Below are 16,205 nucleotides of genomic sequence, written 5' to 3'. Positions count from 1 at the left end.
ATGGTGCTCTTCCTCGGCGCGCTGCTGATCTTCGGCGCCCTGTTCCTGGCCTTCTCGGCCTCCGGTGGCCTCAGCCCCGAGCGTGCGGGCGTCTCCCGCTCGCTGGCGGTGCTGCAGGCCATGACGGAGGCTCCCGACGAGCTCAAGGGTGAGCTCGACCGGCCCTTCGCCGACCGTGTGCTGGCCCCGCTCTACGCGCGCCTGCAGAAGATCGGGCAGCGCATCACCGGCGCCGACCAGGTCGAGCGGATCCGGCAGCGTCTCGACAAGGCAGGCAACCCTGCCGGCTGGTCGGTGGAGCGCGTCGCCACCGGCAAGGTCCTCGGCGTCGTCATCGGCGTTGTCTTCGGCTTCCTCTTCGCGCAGATGCTCGACCGCTCGGCGATGGTGACCGTCCTGATGGTCGTCGGACTCGGCGTCTTCGGGTGGAACGCCCCCGCGATCCACCTCTACAACGTCGCGCTCAAGCGCGACGAGGTCATGCGCAACGAGATCGCCGACTCCATCGACCTGCTGACCATCTCCGTGGAGGCCGGCCTCGGCTTCGACGCGGCCCTGCAGCAGGTGGCGCGCAACACCGAGGGGCCCCTGGCCATGGAGTTCGCCCGCGTGCTCCAGGAGATGCAGATCGGACGCGGCCGCAGCGAGGCCCTCCGCGGCCTCGGGGAGCGCACGAGCATCCCGGAGATCCGCGGCTTCGTCAGCGCCATGGTGCAGGCGGACTCCTTCGGCATCCCGATCGGCCAGGTGCTGCGCGTCCAGTCGCGGGAGATGCGCACCAAGCGCCGTCAGCGCGCCGAGGAGAAGGCCGCCCAGGTGCCGGTGAAGATCATGGTCCCGGTCGTGCTCTTCATCCTGCCGTGCCTCTTCCTCATCGTGATGGGCCCCGCGGCCCTCGGCATCATGAGGTCGTTCAAGTGAGCCCGGCCGACCGGCGCGCACGGTACGCCACGGTCACCGCGGTGGCGCGCGCCTTCGCGCTCGTCTGCCTGGCGCCGTCGGTCGCCCTGGGCCAGGACTACGCAGCGATCATCAACGTGATCCTGCTGGCCACGCTCTGGATCGGCTGCGTCCTCGCCGACGGGATGCCCCGCGTGGCCGCGATGCCGGCGCTGACCGTCGAGGCCTCGCTCACGGCGTTCATCGCCGTGCTCACCCTGGAGCAGTCCCCCGTCCTGCTGCCCGCCCTGGTGATCCCGCCGTTCATCGGGGGCATGGTGCGCGGCGTCCGCGGCACCCTGGAGACGATCGGCGCCGAGCTGGTGATCACCATCGCGGTCGTCGCCACCAGCGCGGAGATCCCGGTCACCGACACCATCGGCGCCCAGCTCTTCGGCGCCCTCGCAGCCGGGGTCGGGCTGGGCTCGGTGACGGCGTTCTTCCACGAGTCCCGGGAGAGCCGCTCCGACACGAGCTCGTCCTACCGCGACGCCCGGGCCCTGCTCACGCAGCTGCACGACCTCTCGGGCAGCCTGGTCGCCGGGCTCGACCCGGTCCGGATCAGCCACGGCATCCTCGACACCGCGCGCGAGGAGCTGCCGTTCACCGGCGCCGTCGTGTACGTGCAGACCGCCAACGGCTACACGCCGCTGCTGGAGGGCGACGTGACCGACGCGGGGGCGGACAACGGGGCCGTCCTCGACGAGGTCTTCCGCACCGGCCGTCCCGTCGTGGACGGTCCGTGGGTCGCCGTTCCCCTGGTGACCGACGCCGGCCTCGCCGGGGCGATCACGGGAGCACTGCTCCCCCACCGGCTCACGCCGGCACAGCTGCACCACACGCTCGAGCACCTGGTCCGGCTGCTGCGCAGGGAGGCGCTGCAGCTCGACACCGCGCTCATCTTCGCGGCGCTGCGTGACGAGGCCACGGCCGAGGAACGCCGTCGCCTGGCCCGGGACCTGCACGACGGTGTCGCGCAGGACCTGGCCGGTCTGGGTTACCTGATCGACGAGATCACCGACGTCTCCACGGAGGCCGAGGTCGTCGAGCAGGGCCGCGCACTGCGCGGCGAGCTGAGCAGGGTCGTCGCCGAGCTCCGGCGTTCGGTCTTCCTGCTCCGCAACGAGGGCGAGGGCAAGACCCTCGGCCAGCGCCTGGAGGCGCTGGCAGCCCACATCGCAAGCCGTTCGGGGATCTCGGTGGAGGTCGAGGTCACCGAAGGGTCCAAGCGGCTACGGCCGGAGGTCGAGGCGGAGCTGCTCCGCATCGCCCAGGAAGGGATGAACAACGCCGCACGCCACGCGGACGCCCGCCGGATCACGGTCGAGGTCGTCGTCCAGGCCCCGGACGCCTCTGTCCGGGTCGCTGACGACGGCCGCGGCCTGCAGACCGGCCGGGACGACTCGCACGGCGTGCGGATCATGAAGGAACGGGCTCGCCGCATCGGCGCGGGCCTGCAGCTGCACAACCGCGAGGACGGACCCGGAGCAGAGCTCCTGGTCGCCCTCGGGGACATGACCCGGCTGGAGGGGCCGGGCGAGAGGGAGGAACTCGCATCATGAACATCCACACCGACGCACCGAAGACCCGTGTCCTGCTCGTGGACGACCACGAGCTGATCCGACAGGGACTGGCACGCGCCTTCGAGCGCGACCCGCAGATGGAGATCGTCGGCCAGGCGGGCACCGTCAGCCAGGCCCTCGCCGCCTACGACGCCCTGCGGCCCGACGTCATCGTGACGGACCTGCAGCTGCCGGACGGCACCGGCCTGGACATCGTCCGCTCGATCCGCCAGAACGACGACAGGACCGGTCTCGTGGTGCTCACCATGCACGCCGGCGACGACCACGTCTTCGCCGCCATGGAGGCCGGCGCGTCCGGCTTCGTGGGCAAGGACTCGCCGTCGTCGGAGGTCCTGGGGGCCGCCCGGCACGCCGTGGTCGCTCCACGCACGTTCCTGTGCTCCTCGCTGGCGGCGGCCATGATGCGTCGGGCCACACAGACGGCCCAGCGCCCGCGCCTCTCGGCCCGCGAGCAGGAGGTGCTCGACCTCCTCGCCGACGGCATGGGTACCGCGGCGATCGCCGGCCAGCTCTACGTGTCGGAGTCGACCGCCAAGACCCACATCGCGCGCATCTACCAGAAGCTCGGCGCGACCAACCGCGCCCAGGCGCTGGTCACGGCCATGCGGATGAGCCTGCTCACCGCCTGACCGCACGCTCCCCGGAGGGGGTCGTGGGCAGCTGCCCACGACCCCCTTCGGCGTTCCCGGTGCGGACGCCGGGGGTGCCCGTGGCCCGTCCGCGCGGGGGGCTCGCCGGTCGGCTCGCGCGGCTGCCGGATCGACCACCCGCAGGATGGCCCGAAAGGACTACTACGGTCCGACGCAACGCCCGATAGTGACGCTCGCCACGTCGTGACAGAGTTCAACTCGTCAGGCCCGCAAGGGAGGTGGGCCGGCAGAACCGGAAGTCGGACCGAGGGGTCCGGCTCTAATTCCTGGGAGGGAAAACCATGACTGAGTACTTCGTTCGCCTCGTGAACTTCATGACCATGCCGCGCGAGGAGGAGAAGGGCGCCACCGCCGTCGAGTACGGCCTGCTCGTCGCCCTGATCGCCGCCGTCATCGTCGGCATCGTCGTCACCCTCGGCCAGCAGATCAACGACGCGTTCACGGCGGTCTCGAGCCAGCTCTGATCCAGCGCCGAGAGGCATCAGCGATGGCCGCGGGGGTTCACCTCCGCGGCCATCGCCCATTCTCAGGAGGGGTAGCGATGGAGGCACGGGGCATCCGCGAGGAGTGCGGCGCGAGCAGCGTGGAGTACGGGCTGCTCGTCGCTCTCATCGCAGCGGTCATCATCGGCACGGTCATCGTGCTCGGCAGCACGACCGGCGGTCTGTTCAGCGCGATCTGCGCGGACCCGAGCCCGCTCTGCTGATCAGCGGACGCCGGCCAGCGCGATGCGCTGCAGCACCGTCGGGTGCGAGCCGAACCACCACTGCGACCACGCGGGAGGCGTCGGGTCCGCCAGGGATGTCACCGCCAGGGCGCGCTGCATCCTCACGAAGGCCACCGGGTCACCGGTGGCCTTCAGTGCGTCCACGTCCGCCCTCGTCTCGAACTGCCGGCTGACCCCGTTCTGCAGCGGCATCGTCGCCAGCGTCCCCCACGCGCCCAGCGCCAGGAGCAGCGCCACCACCCGAGGGTCGCCGATGCCGTACACGCCCGCCCTCCGTCGTACGCCGGGGGCGCCGATCACGAGGGCGAGCAGCCCGACCCCGACCACCGTCCCGCCGACCCCGAGGACCGTGCCGGCCTCCACGTCGCCGTGGCGGGCGTGGGCCAGCTCGTGGCCGACGACGGACAGGACCTCGCGACGGTCGAGGTCCTTCAGCAGCGTGTCGTAGAGGACGACGCGACGGCTGTCCCCGAACCCGGAGACGTAGGCGTTGAGCGTGGTCGTGCGCCGGGACGCATCCGATACGAGAACCTCGTCGACGTGGACGCCCTCGCGCTGGGCCAGCTGCTGGATCCCGCGCTCGAGCAGCGGGTCCTGCAGCGGGGTGAAGTGGTTGAACGCGGGCTCGACCAGGACCGGCCAGAGGTAGCTCGAGCCGACCACCAGCACGCTGCCGGCGAGCGCGACGACAGCCGGCCACGCCCGCGGCAGCCGGCGCGCGATGCCGATGATCGCCAGCAGCGCGATCGAGGAGATCACCACGGTGTAGGCGAAGCCGACCGCCTGGTCCCGGAGGACACCGGCCAGCGACTGCTCCGTCAGGCCGACCCGGGTGCGCTGCTGCCAGGCCATCAGGGTGACCGGCAGCGTGGCCAGCTGGCCGATGCCACTGACGAGGAAGGTCAGGGCCATCACCGACGCCCACCACGGCATCCGGGACCGGCCGAGCAGACGGGCACCTCGGCTGGTGAAGCCGAGCCACGACGAGACCGCCAGCGAGATCGCCAGCGAGCTCCACGAGATCAGCCGGCCCAGGCGCGCCCACGCCTCGGCCCGGTCGATCTCGCGCGGCGTGAAGACACTGTCGGCGGGCACCGGCTGCGGCCGGCCGCCCGGCACGGGGTGCCACGGGACGACCGCGGTGAGCAGCCACGCGAGCAGCACCAGCCCAGCGACGACGAGGGCCGCACCGACCGTGCGGTCGGTCAGCCGGCGGTCGGGCTCAGGTGCGAGATCCTGCGGAGGTCTGCCTGCCATCTGCGGGTCAACTCCTCCTCGCCGAAGCCGTAGAGCGCGCGGAGCGCGGTGCCGACGGGCTCCCCCGCCGCGGTCCGACGGTACAGCTCGTGCAAGGCGGACTCGCCGCCCGCGGCAGCGAGCACCTCCACCACCCGCCACGCGGACTCGTAGACCGCACCGAGATGCGTCGCGTGCGCGTCGAAGTCGGTCGCGCCGGGCAACGCGGTGGGCACACCGTCCTTGCGGACCTGGGCGGCGATCTGGCCCGCGGTACGCCGCAGCGGCAGCGCGGTGTGGAGCAGGGCCACGTGGTCGGCGTACCCCTCGAGGAGCCAGAGCGGCGCCTTCGCGTGCACCGCGTCGGTGGCGAGGTGGGTGACCTCGTGGGTCATCACCAGCTGGGCCCCGTCCTGCTTCAGGCGGCCGAGGACCCCGGGGTTCACGAAGACGTGCACCGGCGTGCGGCGGCCCGTGTCGGCACCCTCGAAGGTCGTCACGGCGGCGATCGCGGCGTACTGGCCCGATTCGGCGCCGAGCGTGGCGTCGAGCGCCTCGCTGCTCGCGGGCACCTCGACCACGAGCGGCGTGACGGTGCCGAGCGCGTCCCGTACCTCGGTCTGCGCCGTGCGCGCGAGCCGGTCGACCCGGGTGACCGTGGCGGGGTCGGCGCCGGCGACCAGCACCCCCGGCGTACGCCGGACGACGAGAGGGCCGGTCAGCCAGAGGGGCTCGGGGCGCTTGCCCCCGCCGAAGCCGACGATCCGGGCGCCGTCACCTGCGCGCTCCATGAGCACCGTGACCTCGGCGTGCGCGTCGGCGGCGTCGAAGCCGTCGACCCGCCACGTCATGTCGGCGACGACCGCCACACGGCCGCGCGGGAGCGTCGCGGTCAGTGACGGGTCGTCGTCGACGAAGCGGACGTCGTCCACGGTGACGCCCATCGACTCGGCGCCCGCGACGGCGCGGTCGGCCGCCGCTGCGCCGGCGGTGTCGCCGGTGGCAAGCGCTGCGGAGAGGTCGGCCAGCGCCTGGATGGCCGCGCCGTCGCCGATAGCGGAGACGGTCGGCGGCCTGACCGGCTGCTGCGACCCGCAGCCGGCGAGGACCGCCAGGGTGGCGAGGAGGACCGGCAGCCGGGGCAAGCCGGACTCAGCCGAAGCGGCGGGCCGTGGTGATCGGCATCCGGTTGAGGTCCGCGATCTCCACGTTGGCGCCCGAGTGCGGGGCGTGCACGATCTTGCCGCCGCCGATGTACATCGCGACGTGGCTGACCGGGCTGTAGTAGAAGACCAGGTCGCCGGGCTGCAGCTGGCTGATGCTGACCGGCGTGCCCATCGTGGACTGCGCGCGCGAGGAGTGCGGGAGCGCGACGCCCGCGGCGGCCCAGGCCATCATGGTCAGGCCCGAGCAGTCGAAGGCGTTGGGGCCGGCAGCGCCCCACACGTAGGGGTCACCGATCTGGGCGAGCGCGTACTTGACCGCGAGGCCCGCGCGGCCCGAGGCGGGGACGTCGGGGATCGGGATGTTCTGGCCGGCGTTGACCGCGGCGAGGTACTTCTTCATCTCGTCGGCCTTGAGGCCGTCGAGGACCTTCTTGGCCTCGTCGAGCTTCGACTCGACCTCGGCCTTGTCCGCGGCGAGGCGCTTGGTGACGCTGGCGAGCTCCGTCTGGCGCTCGGCGACGGCGTCGTGGCGGATCTCCAGGGCCTTCTGCGCACGGTCGTACGACGAGAGGTTGTCCGACTGGATGTCGTTGTAGGCGCTGAGCGTGGTGAGCTGGGTGAGGAAGGCGCCCGGGTCGTCGGTGATGGCCATCTGGCCCGTCGCGGAGAGGGCCTGGCCCTCGTACTGCGCGGCGATGCCCTGGTTGACCGCCGACTCGATGCCGTCGGTGACCTTGCGCTGCGCGGCCTCGTCGGCCTTGACTGCGGCGAGGTCGTCGGTGAGCTTGTCCCGCAGGATCCGGGCGTCGTTGTAGCGCTCGGAGGCGACCTCGGCCTGCTGGTAGAGGCGGTCGACCTTGGCCTGGACGTCCTTGAGGTCGGGCTTCGCGAACGCGGGGTTCAGCGGCACGACGGACACGGTGAGAGCGGCACAGGTGCCGGTCAGGGCGGTCAGGATTCGCTTCTGGCCGAGGCGCACGACGGTTGGGACTCCCTTTGCATGGACGAAGTCCGGTCGTGACTTCCCCATCGCGAGCCGGACTCTGAGCGGCCCTCAGAGTACGTGGGGCCTCACGTGACCGGCAAACCCGACACTCGCCCTCAGGCGGATTCGACGGTGGGCTGCGTCACGGGAGTCACCAGGCGCAACGGGGGCACCAGGCCGGAGCCGGCGAGCACGTCGAGGGCCCGTCGCTCGTCGTCGTCGAAGGAGAGCTCAGGGGGCGGGCCGAGCAGCACGGTCACCACGCAGTCGTGGCACGCGAGCCCGCGCACCACGCAGGTGTCACAGTCGATGCGAGTCGTCATGCGGGCACCATGACAGGCACCACCGACGAAACCCTCGGATGGCCGGGAAGGCACCTCGACCAGGCAGCCGCGCTGCACGCTGCCGCCTCCCGCCACCTCCGCAGAGCCGGCCCGGGCTGCGCTCGGCCCGCTCAGGCCTCGACGGCGTTGCGGTCGACGAGCTCGATGGCGTCGTCGCGACCGCACCAGCGGCAGGTGACCGACTCGACGGTCTCGGCGCGCAGCTCGGTCTGCTCGACCGTCGCCTCGCCCTGGAGGTCGAAGTGCCAGAACTCCGTCGTACGACGGGTGCGGGTCACGTCGAAGCGCGTGAGGTTGCCACAGCCTCCGCAGCGCCAGCGGTTGGTCGCGTCGGGAAGGGGTGCGGTCACGTCTCGCTCCTGGTGTCTCAAAGAAGAATGCGGGGACCACCTTAGTGCGCGTGCCGCCCGGGTCGTGTCGGTGGTCCGGCCTAGCGTCACTCCCATGAGCAGCACCGCGATCCGCCCACACCGGAGAGAGGGCTCCGCAGCCGTGTCGCGCTGGGAGTCCCAGCGGAGCTTCGACGAGCTCGGGCGACCGCTGCGCGACATCACGTTCTGCGTCGTCGACCTCGAGACCACGGGCGGCTCGGCGGCCGCCGGATCGATGATCACGGAGATCGGCGCGGTCAAGGTGCGGGGCGGCGAGGTGCTCGGAGAGTTCCAGACGCTGGTCAACCCCCAGGCGCACATCCCGGCGTTCATCGCGGTGCTGACCGGCATCACCGACTCGATGGTGGCCACCGCTCCCCCGATCGAGTCCGCCCTGCCGGCGTTCCTCGAGTTCGCCGCCGGCTGTGTCCTGGTCGCGCACAACGCCCCCTTCGACATCGGCTTCCTGCAGCACTTCAACGCGCAGCAGGGACGGGCCTGGCCCGCGTTCGAGGTGCTCGACACCGCGAAGCTCGCCCGCCGCGTGATCACCCGCGACGACGCCCCCAACTGCAAGCTCTCCTCGCTGGCCCAGGCCTTCGGCGCGACCACGACGCCCAACCACCGTGCCCTGTCCGATGCCCGGGCCACGGTCGACGTCCTGCACGGGTTGATGGAGCGCCTCGGCGGGGTCGGCGTCCACACGCTGGAGGAGCTGCAGACCTTCTCCTCCCGCGTCACCACGGCGCAGCGCAAGAAGCGCCACCTCGCCGAGACCTTGCCCCACGCGCCCGGGGTCTACCTGTTCCGCGACGACCAGGCCCGGGTCCTCTACGTCGGCACCTCGAAGGACCTCCGGGCCCGGGTCCGGTCCTACTTCACCGCCTCGGAGACGCGCTCACGGATGGGCGAGATGGTCGGGATCGCCACCGCTGTGCAGGGCATCGAGTGCGCCACCCCGCTCGAGGCGGCGGTCCGCGAGCTGCGCCTGATCGCGGAGCACAAGCCCCGCTACAACCGGCGTTCGCGGTTCCCCGAGAAGGTGCACTTCCTGAAGCTGACGCGTGAGCCGTGGCCGCGGCTCTCCCTCGTCAAGCAGGTCCTCGACGACGACGCCGACTACCTCGGGCCCTTCTCCTCGAAGAAGGTGGCCGAGCGGTCGCTGGCGGCCCTGCACGAGGCGTTCCCGATCCGGCAGTGCAACGACCGGCTCCCACGGGTGCCCGCCAAGGCCGCCTGCGTGCTGGCCGAGATGGCGCGCTGCGTGGCGCCCTGCGACGGCACGACCGGCCCGGAGGTCTACGCAGCCCTCGTCGCCCAGCTCCGCGACTCCCTGCTCCGCAACCCCGACGAGGTCGTGGAGACGATCAACGAGCGGATGGAGCGGCTCGTCGCCGACGAGCGCTTCGAGGAGGCAGCCGTCCACCGCGACCGCCTGGCCGGGTTCCTCCGCGCCGCCGCACGCACGCAACGGCTCTCCGCCCTGACCCGCTGCCCGGAGGTCGTCGCCGCACGACGCGACGACGCGGGGCGCTGGGAGGTCCACGTCGTGCGCCACGGCCGACTCGCGGCGGCCGGGGTGATCCCGCCCGGGGCCGACGCCCAGACCTGGGTCTCCGGCCTCCAGGCCTCGGCGGAGACCGTGCTGCCCGGGCACGGCCCAACTCCGGCAGCGACGGCCGAGGAGTCCGAGCAGGTCCTGCGCTGGCTCGAGTCCGACGGCATCCGGCTGATCGACGTCGCCGGCGAGTGGACCTGTCCGATCGCGGGCGCGGGCCGCCACCTCGCAGTGCACGACGCCGTCCAGCGCTCACGCGAGTCGCTCGTCCCCTTCGACGAGCGGCGAGAGCTGACGGTCGTGCACCGCCCGGCACGGTGACCGTGTCCCCCGATCGGTTCGATTCCCATGGTCGGGTCAGGCCAGATCGCCTCGTCCCGCCCCGTGGAGGCCGGTCCGCCACCTAGGTTCGAGGCGACTGCCTGGGAGGGGACCGTCATGAGCATTGCACGTCGTGTGCGCCGCGGCTCGGGAGCTGCCGCCGTCCTTCTCGCGGTGCTGACGGCACCGCTCACGGTGCTGCCCGCGGCACCCGCGTCGGCAGCGGTCGCCGCGCCGACCGGGCTCTCTCCGACCGGAGGCCCGGCCTCGAACACCCCGACGCTTGCCTGGTCGCGGGCGTCCGGAGCCGCCACCTACGACATCCAGGTCGACGACGACAGCGCCTTCGGCTCACCGGTGATCAACACGCGCACGACCAACACCCGCTTCGTGGCCGACAAGGTCCTCCCGCAGCGCACGCACTGGTGGCGCGTGCGGTCGGTGACCTCCAGCGGCACGGCCTCGAGCTGGTCGACCGCCGAGATCGACGTCGAGGCCGTCACGGTCCCGACCCCGGTCGCGCCGCTCGGCGACGTGCTCGAGCCGCCTGCCGACGTGCCGCTCCTCACCTGGCAGCCGGTCGCCGGCGCCAGCGGGTACACCGTCCAGGTCGACGAGACCGACGACTTCATCAGTCCGCTGACCACCGCCGACACCCACCTCACGTCGTACGTCGCCGGGCCGCTGCCGAAGGGCAGCTACTTCTGGCGGGTCAAGGCCACGCGCGCCAGCGGCGTCACCTCGGCCTGGTCCGCGCCCGCCGCGTTCGGCGTCGACGAGCTGCCGGCGGTCACCATCACCTCGCCCGCCGACGACCCGGACTTCCCCGTCACCGACGTGGTCCTGCAGTGGGAGCCGCTCGCCGGAGCGGCCTACTACGAGCTGCAGGTCTCCACCGACACCGACTTCAACACCCTGGTCGACCCCGCCCGGTCCACGGCGACGGTGACCCGCGTCTACGGCACCCGCTACTCACCGGCGACGACGTACGACAACAACCAGTACTACTGGCGCGTGCGCGCCGTCGACACCGCCGGCCAGCCAGCGCCGTGGTCGCAGATCCAGGCCCAGTTCGACCGCGTCTGGAACGACCGGCCGTCCCCTGTCCATCCCCTCACCAGCACCGATCCGGACCGGATCCGCCACATCAGCGGCGACCCCTACTTCCAGTGGACGCCGGTCCCCCATGCCAGCTCCTACGAGCTGCAGGTCGGCACGGACGCCGACTTCTCGCCCGGCACGACGACCAACTGCCAGGTGGCCGGCACCACCTACGTCCCCGGCGAGTTCGGGATCGACCACGTCACCGGCACCAGCACGATCCGCACCAACGAGGGCTGCTGGCTCGTCCCCGGCACCGTCTACCACTGGCGCGTGCGCCCGCTCGACCGGCTCGGCACCAGCACGGCCATCGAGGGCCTGTACTCGGAGCCGCAGACGTTCGTCTACGACGACCCAGTGCTCACCGACGCGGGCATGTCGCCGGCCGACGGCGAGACCGTCGACATCCCGACGCTGCGCTGGACACCGGTCGCGGGCGCGGTGAAGTACTCGCTGAGCATCTACAACGCCGCGGGCAAGTCCGTGAAGACGGGCATCACGACCGCGTCGACGTCGTACACGCCGGTGGACGTCACCGCCCTGAGCCCGGCAGCCGGACCGTTCACGTGGCGGATCTCGGCCATCACCGCCAACGACCGCGTCGGGTCGGTCACCCACCAGGGCACGTTCCAGGTCTCCGCGAGCCCTGCTGCGGTCGACGGTGTCGCGCTCACTCCCCTGACCGGCAACGACACGCGTACGCCGACGACCCGGGCGCCTGCGCTCAGCTGGGTGCCGATGCCCGGCGCGAAGACCTACCAGCTCTTCGCCCGCCCGCACGGTGCCGACGCCTTCTTCACCCCCACGTCCGACGAGTCGCTCGGCAAGGCCCTGCCCTATCCGGCCGTGACCGACACCGGCAGCCGGTTCCTCACCCCGGGCAGCTACGACTGGTTCGTCCGGGCGTACGACGCCGCCGGCGCGACGCTCGGCAGCGGGCCGATCGCGACGTTCGCGATCGCCAACCTCCCGGCCGCCACCGGCCAGCGGCTCGCGCTCGACGGCGCGTCGCTCGACGGCGGCGAGCCCTGCACGCACCGCATCGGCGACGCGGACGACATCTGTGACGCCGTCCCGGCGACCCCGGTCTTCGACTGGGACCCGGTCGAGGGCGCGAGCTTCTACATCGTCTACGTGTCCGAGGACGCCTCCTTCAGCAACCTGGTCGAGCCGGTCCGCTCCGTCGGCGCCACCATCTCGACCCGCTACACGCCGACGATGTCGTCGCTGCGGGCAGCCCTTCCCGACAGCCAGGCCGGCGGCGCCTACTACTGGTTCGTGCGTCCCTGCAAGAGCAGGACGGTCTGCGGGGACAACCCGGTGTCGCAGGCGGGCGCAGCCACCAACAAGTTCCGGAAGGCTTCGCCGGCGATCGCGCTGACCAGCCCGGCCGCCGGTGCCAGCGTCGCCACGCCGGAGCTGAGGCTGTCGTGGCACGACTACCTCGACACCAACCTGGCGGCCACCTGGCCGACGACGGGTGAGCACCCGCACCAGTCGGCGACGGCGTACCGGGTCCAGGTGGACGACGACAGCACGTTCACCTCTCCCCTCGACTCGGTGGTCGTCGACCAGCCCACCTACACCGCGGCCGACCGGACCTACCCCGACGGCGTGCTGTTCTGGCGGGTCCAGGCCATCGATGCGGAGGGCAACGGCCTGACCTGGTCTGCCCCGCGCAGCGTCACGAAGCTCGCGGCCGCGCCGTCCCTGCTGCCGTCCGCCGGTGCGACCCCCGTCTTCCGCTGGACGCCCCAGCCGTGGACCGGGAGCTACGACATCGAGGTGTACAAGGACGCCGACACCGCGGCGAGCACCGTGAACCGCGTGCTCGCCGCGTCGACGAAGCAGCCCGCCTGGGTTCCGTCCTCTCCACTCCCCGCCGCGGCGGCCGACTACGTCTGGCGGGTGCGTCGCCGCGACGCGACGACCGGCAGGTACCCCGGCGCCTGGTCGACGTGGGGCCGGTTCCACGCCGGCGGGGCTGCGCCGGCGCTGCTCGCCCCCGCCGACGGTGCCGCCCAGCCCGCCAACGGGCCACTGTTCTCCTGGTCCCCCGCTCCGGGCGCTGCCGCGTACCGCGTGGAGGTGACGACCCCCTCGGGCACCTCCCTGAGCGGTACGCCGAAGACCACGCCGGCCACGGCGTGGGCCACCGTCTCCCGCGTCCCGGACGGCACCTCACGATGGCGCGTGGTCGCGCTCGACGCGGGCACACCGGCCGCCGTGCTCGGCACCTCCGCGTGGCGCACGTTCACCGTCGACTCGACCGCCCCGACCGTCACGTCGCTGACCCCGAAGTCACCGGTGAGCACGTCGTCGTTCACCGCCAGGTTCAGCGAGCCGGTGCGCGGGGTGACCACGTCGACGTTCAAGGTTCGGCGCAGCGGCACCAGCACGTACCTGCGCGCGGCGGTCTCGCTGAGCAGCGACGGCAGGCAGGCGGTCCTCAACCCGACCGACAACCTCCGCCGCGGGGCCACCTACGTGGTGACGCTGACGTCGTCGATCACGGATCGTGCCGGCAACCGTCTCGCGACGACGTCGTGGTCGCTACGCGTCGGGTGACCCGAGGCCGTAGCCTTCGCCCGTGGACACGTGGGACATCGCAGGCTGGGTGGGATCGGCGCTCGTCGTCGTCTCCCTGCTCCAGCACCGCGTCCTGCGGTTCCGCGTCCTGAACCTGGTCGCCTGTGCCGTGCTGGTCGCGTTCAACACGGCGCTGCAGGTGTGGCCGATGGCTGCGCTGAACCTCCTGCTGGTCGTCGTCAACACCTGGTTCGTGGCGCGGCTGGTCCGCGAGATGAGCGACTCCGCGGCGTTCGAGGTCTTCCCGGTCCAGCACGACGACAGCTACCTGGCGCACGTGCTGGAGGTCCACGCGGCCGACATCGCCCGGTTCCAGCCCGACTTCGACCCGAGCACCCTCGGCCAGACGTCGGGGTGCGTGATCTACCTGGTCCAGAAGGCGGACGAGACCGTCGGCGTCGTCGTGCTCGAGATCCAGGGCGACACCGCCGAGGTGCGCCTGGACTACGTCACACCCAAGTACCGCGACTTCTCCCCCGGCGAGTTCGTCTGGCGCCGCAGCGGCATGCTCGCCACCAAGGGCGTGCGCCACGTCATCACCTCGCCGCGCATGGTGAACGCCTACTACGGCAACGTCGGCTTCCGTCGCGAGGGCGACAGCTGGGTCCTCGACGCCTGACCCGGTCGGTCCCGTCGGTTTATCCGGGCGCGGTCAGACGGACTGGCAGGCGGCGACCCAGCGGTCGAGCGTGTCCCGGGCAGCGCCCGAGTCGATCGCGTCGGCAGCGCGCTTCATGCCGGCCTCGATCTTGGCGAGGATCTCGCCGCCCTCGGTGTCGTGGATGGCGAGCGCCGCGCCGGCGTTGAGCACGACCGCGTCACGGACCGGCCCGGTGTCACCCACCAGCAGCCGGCGCACGACGTCGGCGTTGTGCGCCGCGTCGCCGCCCCGCAGGTCCTCGGCCGTCGCCAGCGGGAGGCCCAGCTCGACGGGGTCGAGCGTCGTGGTCTGCAGGAAGCCGTCATGGGCGCGGTAGACCGACGTGGTCGTGGTCGTGGTGATCTCGTCGAGGCCGTCCTCGCCCCGGAAGACCCACGCGTCCACGCCGCGCTCGACGAAGACGCCGGCCATGAGCGGCGCCATCCGCGCGTCGGCACAGCCGATCGCCTGCGCGGCGGGCCGGGCCGGGTTGGCCAGGGGGCCGAGGAAGTTGAAGACCGTGCCGATCCCGAGCTCGCGGCGCGCCTCGGCGGTGTGACGCATCGCGCCGTGGAACGTCGGGGCGAACGCGAACGTGATGCCGGCCTGGTCGAAGACCGCAGCGACCTGCGCCGGCGTCAGGTCGAGGCGCACACCGAGCACCTCGAGGACGTCGGCCGAGCCGGCCTTCGACGAGGCCGACCGGTTGCCGTGCTTGACGACCGGAGCACCCGCGCCAGCGGCGACGATCGCGGCCATCGTCGAGATGTTGACCGAGTGCGAGCGGTCACCGCCCGTGCCGACGATGTCGAGCGTGCGCCCGCCGATCTCCAGCGGCGTCGCGTGCTGGTACATCGCCGAGAGCAGGCCGTCGATCTCGACCAGCGTCTCGCCCTTGGTCCGCAGCCCCACCGCGAAACCGGCGACCTGCGCCGACGTCGCGGAGCCCGCGAGGATCTCCCCCATCGCCCACGCAGCCTGCTCCGCCGTGAGGTCGGTGCGGGTGACCAGGGCGGTCAGGACGTCGGGCCACGTGTGCGTCATGGCCCGCAGGCTATCGGGCAGCGCGCCTGCCCGCGCGGCGGATTTCGATGGTCGGCTCCTGGACCAGGCTGCGGCCGACCACGCAGTAGCGGCCGGTCAGCTCGGCGAGCTTGGCCAGCTGGGCCTCGTCGGCGTCGGTGTCGAGGACGGCCGTCACCGTCACCGGGCCGATCCCCACAGGGACGGAGCGGTCCAGCCCGAGCGTGCCCCGCGCGTCGAACGAGCTCTCCGCGACCAGCTCCGCCCGGCGTACGACGATGCCCATGGCGGTCGCGACGCTGCGCATCGTGACACCGGCACAGCCGAGCAGCGCCTGCATGAGCATGTCGCCGCTGCACGCGTCGGACCCGTCGCCGCCGGTGGCCGTGTGGAGCCCGGCCCGCACCGGACCGGCGAAGCCCTCGATGGTGGCGGTGATGCCCGGCTCGCTCCAGTCGCCGACCGCGGAGATCGTGGTCGACGCGGACGCCGGGTCGTTGCGGTAGCGCGCCTTGACCCCGGACTGCGCCTCCCGCAGCGCCGCGGCGTCCATCAGCCGGCTCCCGTCACGAGCCCGCCGGCACGCGGGAGCGGAGCAGGCCGGTGACCACGGAGGCGAGCTGGATCGGGTCGATCGGCTGCGGGACCGCGGCGTCGGCGCGCGACCACGTCGCGAGCCAGGCGTCCTGCGGCCGCCCGGTGAGCACCACGAGCGGCGGGCACTGCGCCAGCTCGTCGGTGAGCTGGCGTGCGATGCCCATCCCCCCTGCGGGGACGGCCTCGCCGTCGAGCACCGCCAGGTCGATCTGCCCGCCGTCCATCTGCTGGATCACGACCGGCTCGGTCGCGACCTCGACGTACTCGATCTCGGGAAGGTCCGGGTGGGGCCGCGAGCCGAGTGCGAGCAGCACCTGCCGCCGCACCGTCGCGTCGTCGGAGTAGACGAGCACCCGCAGTGTGTTCTCGGTCACG

General features: G+C 72.2%; 16 protein-coding genes. 8 read left to right on the top strand and 8 right to left on the bottom strand.

Annotated features, from left to right (window positions below; all coding sequences use genetic code 11):
• The 5 genes from Q5722_RS13030 to Q5722_RS13010 all read left to right on the top strand — a co-directional run bounded on the left by Q5722_RS13030 (position 1) and on the right by Q5722_RS13010 (position 3,878).
• Positions 1 to 921 (top strand): type II secretion system F family protein, encoded by a 921-nt coding sequence (locus tag Q5722_RS13030; protein ID WP_305028686.1) that lies wholly within the window; start codon positions 1 to 3, stop codon positions 919 to 921.
• On the top strand, positions 918 to 2,501 hold the full coding sequence (locus tag Q5722_RS13025; RefSeq protein ID WP_305028685.1) for a sensor histidine kinase: 1,584 nt from the start codon (positions 918 to 920) through the stop codon (positions 2,499 to 2,501). The genes Q5722_RS13030 and Q5722_RS13025 overlap by 4 nt, the downstream gene beginning before the upstream one ends.
• On the top strand, positions 2,498 to 3,151 hold the full coding sequence (locus Q5722_RS13020) for a response regulator transcription factor (protein WP_305028684.1): 654 nt from the start codon (positions 2,498 to 2,500) through the stop codon (positions 3,149 to 3,151). Before Q5722_RS13025 ends, Q5722_RS13020 begins: the two co-directional genes overlap by 4 nt.
• Positions 3,152 to 3,453: 302 nt before the next feature.
• The gene (locus tag Q5722_RS13015) at positions 3,454 to 3,636 is read left to right on the top strand and encodes a Flp family type IVb pilin (RefSeq protein ID WP_305028683.1); all 183 of its coding nucleotides are present in this window, start codon (positions 3,454 to 3,456) and stop codon (positions 3,634 to 3,636) included.
• A gap of 77 nt (positions 3,637 to 3,713) precedes the next feature.
• A complete protein-coding gene (locus Q5722_RS13010) occupies positions 3,714 to 3,878 on the top strand; it encodes a Flp family type IVb pilin (protein ID WP_305028682.1) in 165 nt (54 codons plus the stop codon).
• Here Q5722_RS13010 and Q5722_RS13005 read toward each other — a convergent pair whose 3' ends face one another.
• The 5 genes from Q5722_RS13005 to Q5722_RS12985 form a co-directional block, all read right to left on the bottom strand.
• Positions 3,879 to 5,156, bottom strand: coding sequence for a M48 family metallopeptidase (locus tag Q5722_RS13005; protein WP_305028681.1), 1,278 nt, complete (start codon positions 5,154 to 5,156; stop codon positions 3,879 to 3,881).
• Positions 5,105 to 6,280, bottom strand: coding sequence for a gluzincin family metallopeptidase (locus tag Q5722_RS13000; protein WP_305028680.1), 1,176 nt, complete (start codon positions 6,278 to 6,280; stop codon positions 5,105 to 5,107). Before Q5722_RS13000 ends, Q5722_RS13005 begins: the two co-directional genes overlap by 52 nt.
• A gap of 7 nt (positions 6,281 to 6,287) precedes the next feature.
• On the bottom strand, positions 6,288 to 7,280 hold the full coding sequence (locus Q5722_RS12995; protein ID WP_305028679.1) for a C40 family peptidase: 993 nt from the start codon (positions 7,278 to 7,280) through the stop codon (positions 6,288 to 6,290).
• 122 nt (positions 7,281 to 7,402) lie between these two features.
• The gene (locus tag Q5722_RS12990; RefSeq protein WP_305028678.1) at positions 7,403 to 7,609 is read right to left on the bottom strand and encodes a hypothetical protein; all 207 of its coding nucleotides are present in this window, start codon (positions 7,607 to 7,609) and stop codon (positions 7,403 to 7,405) included.
• Positions 7,610 to 7,740: 131 nt separating this feature from the next.
• Complete coding sequence (locus Q5722_RS12985; RefSeq protein WP_305028677.1) at positions 7,741 to 7,980, bottom strand: hypothetical protein; 240 nt, start codon at positions 7,978 to 7,980, stop codon at positions 7,741 to 7,743.
• Positions 7,981 to 8,074: 94 nt separating this feature from the next.
• Here Q5722_RS12985 and Q5722_RS12980 point away from each other — a divergent pair, with 94 nt between their 5' ends.
• From Q5722_RS12980 to Q5722_RS12970, 3 genes are all read left to right on the top strand, one after another.
• Complete coding sequence (locus tag Q5722_RS12980) at positions 8,075 to 9,880, top strand: DEDD exonuclease domain-containing protein (RefSeq protein ID WP_305028676.1); 1,806 nt, start codon at positions 8,075 to 8,077, stop codon at positions 9,878 to 9,880.
• Positions 9,881 to 9,997: 117 nt separating this feature from the next.
• Complete coding sequence (locus Q5722_RS12975) at positions 9,998 to 13,549, top strand: Ig-like domain-containing protein (protein ID WP_305028675.1); 3,552 nt, start codon at positions 9,998 to 10,000, stop codon at positions 13,547 to 13,549.
• Positions 13,550 to 13,571: 22 nt separating this feature from the next.
• The gene (locus tag Q5722_RS12970) at positions 13,572 to 14,189 is read left to right on the top strand and encodes a hypothetical protein (protein WP_305028674.1); all 618 of its coding nucleotides are present in this window, start codon (positions 13,572 to 13,574) and stop codon (positions 14,187 to 14,189) included.
• 33 nt (positions 14,190 to 14,222) lie between these two features.
• On the opposite strand, the gene trpD is transcribed toward Q5722_RS12970, so the two are convergent.
• From trpD to Q5722_RS12955, 3 genes are read right to left on the bottom strand one after another with little or no spacing between them, the layout of a single operon-like run.
• The gene (gene trpD / locus Q5722_RS12965; protein WP_305028673.1) at positions 14,223 to 15,254 is read right to left on the bottom strand and encodes an anthranilate phosphoribosyltransferase; all 1,032 of its coding nucleotides are present in this window, start codon (positions 15,252 to 15,254) and stop codon (positions 14,223 to 14,225) included.
• A gap of 10 nt (positions 15,255 to 15,264) precedes the next feature.
• Positions 15,265 to 15,786, bottom strand: coding sequence for an OsmC family protein (locus Q5722_RS12960; protein ID WP_305028672.1), 522 nt, complete (start codon positions 15,784 to 15,786; stop codon positions 15,265 to 15,267).
• A gap of 13 nt (positions 15,787 to 15,799) precedes the next feature.
• On the bottom strand, positions 15,800 to 16,204 hold the full coding sequence (locus Q5722_RS12955; RefSeq protein ID WP_305028671.1) for an Rv3143 family two-component system response regulator: 405 nt from the start codon (positions 16,202 to 16,204) through the stop codon (positions 15,800 to 15,802).
• Between the last annotated feature and the right edge of the window lies 1 nt (position 16,205).

Source organism: Nocardioides jiangxiensis (genome assembly GCF_030580915.1).
Classification (GTDB): Bacteria; Actinomycetota; Actinomycetes; order Propionibacteriales; family Nocardioidaceae; genus Nocardioides; species Nocardioides jiangxiensis.
The sequence above is the reverse complement of the archived record's forward strand: the minus strand, read 5'-3'. Positions and strand labels throughout refer to the sequence as shown.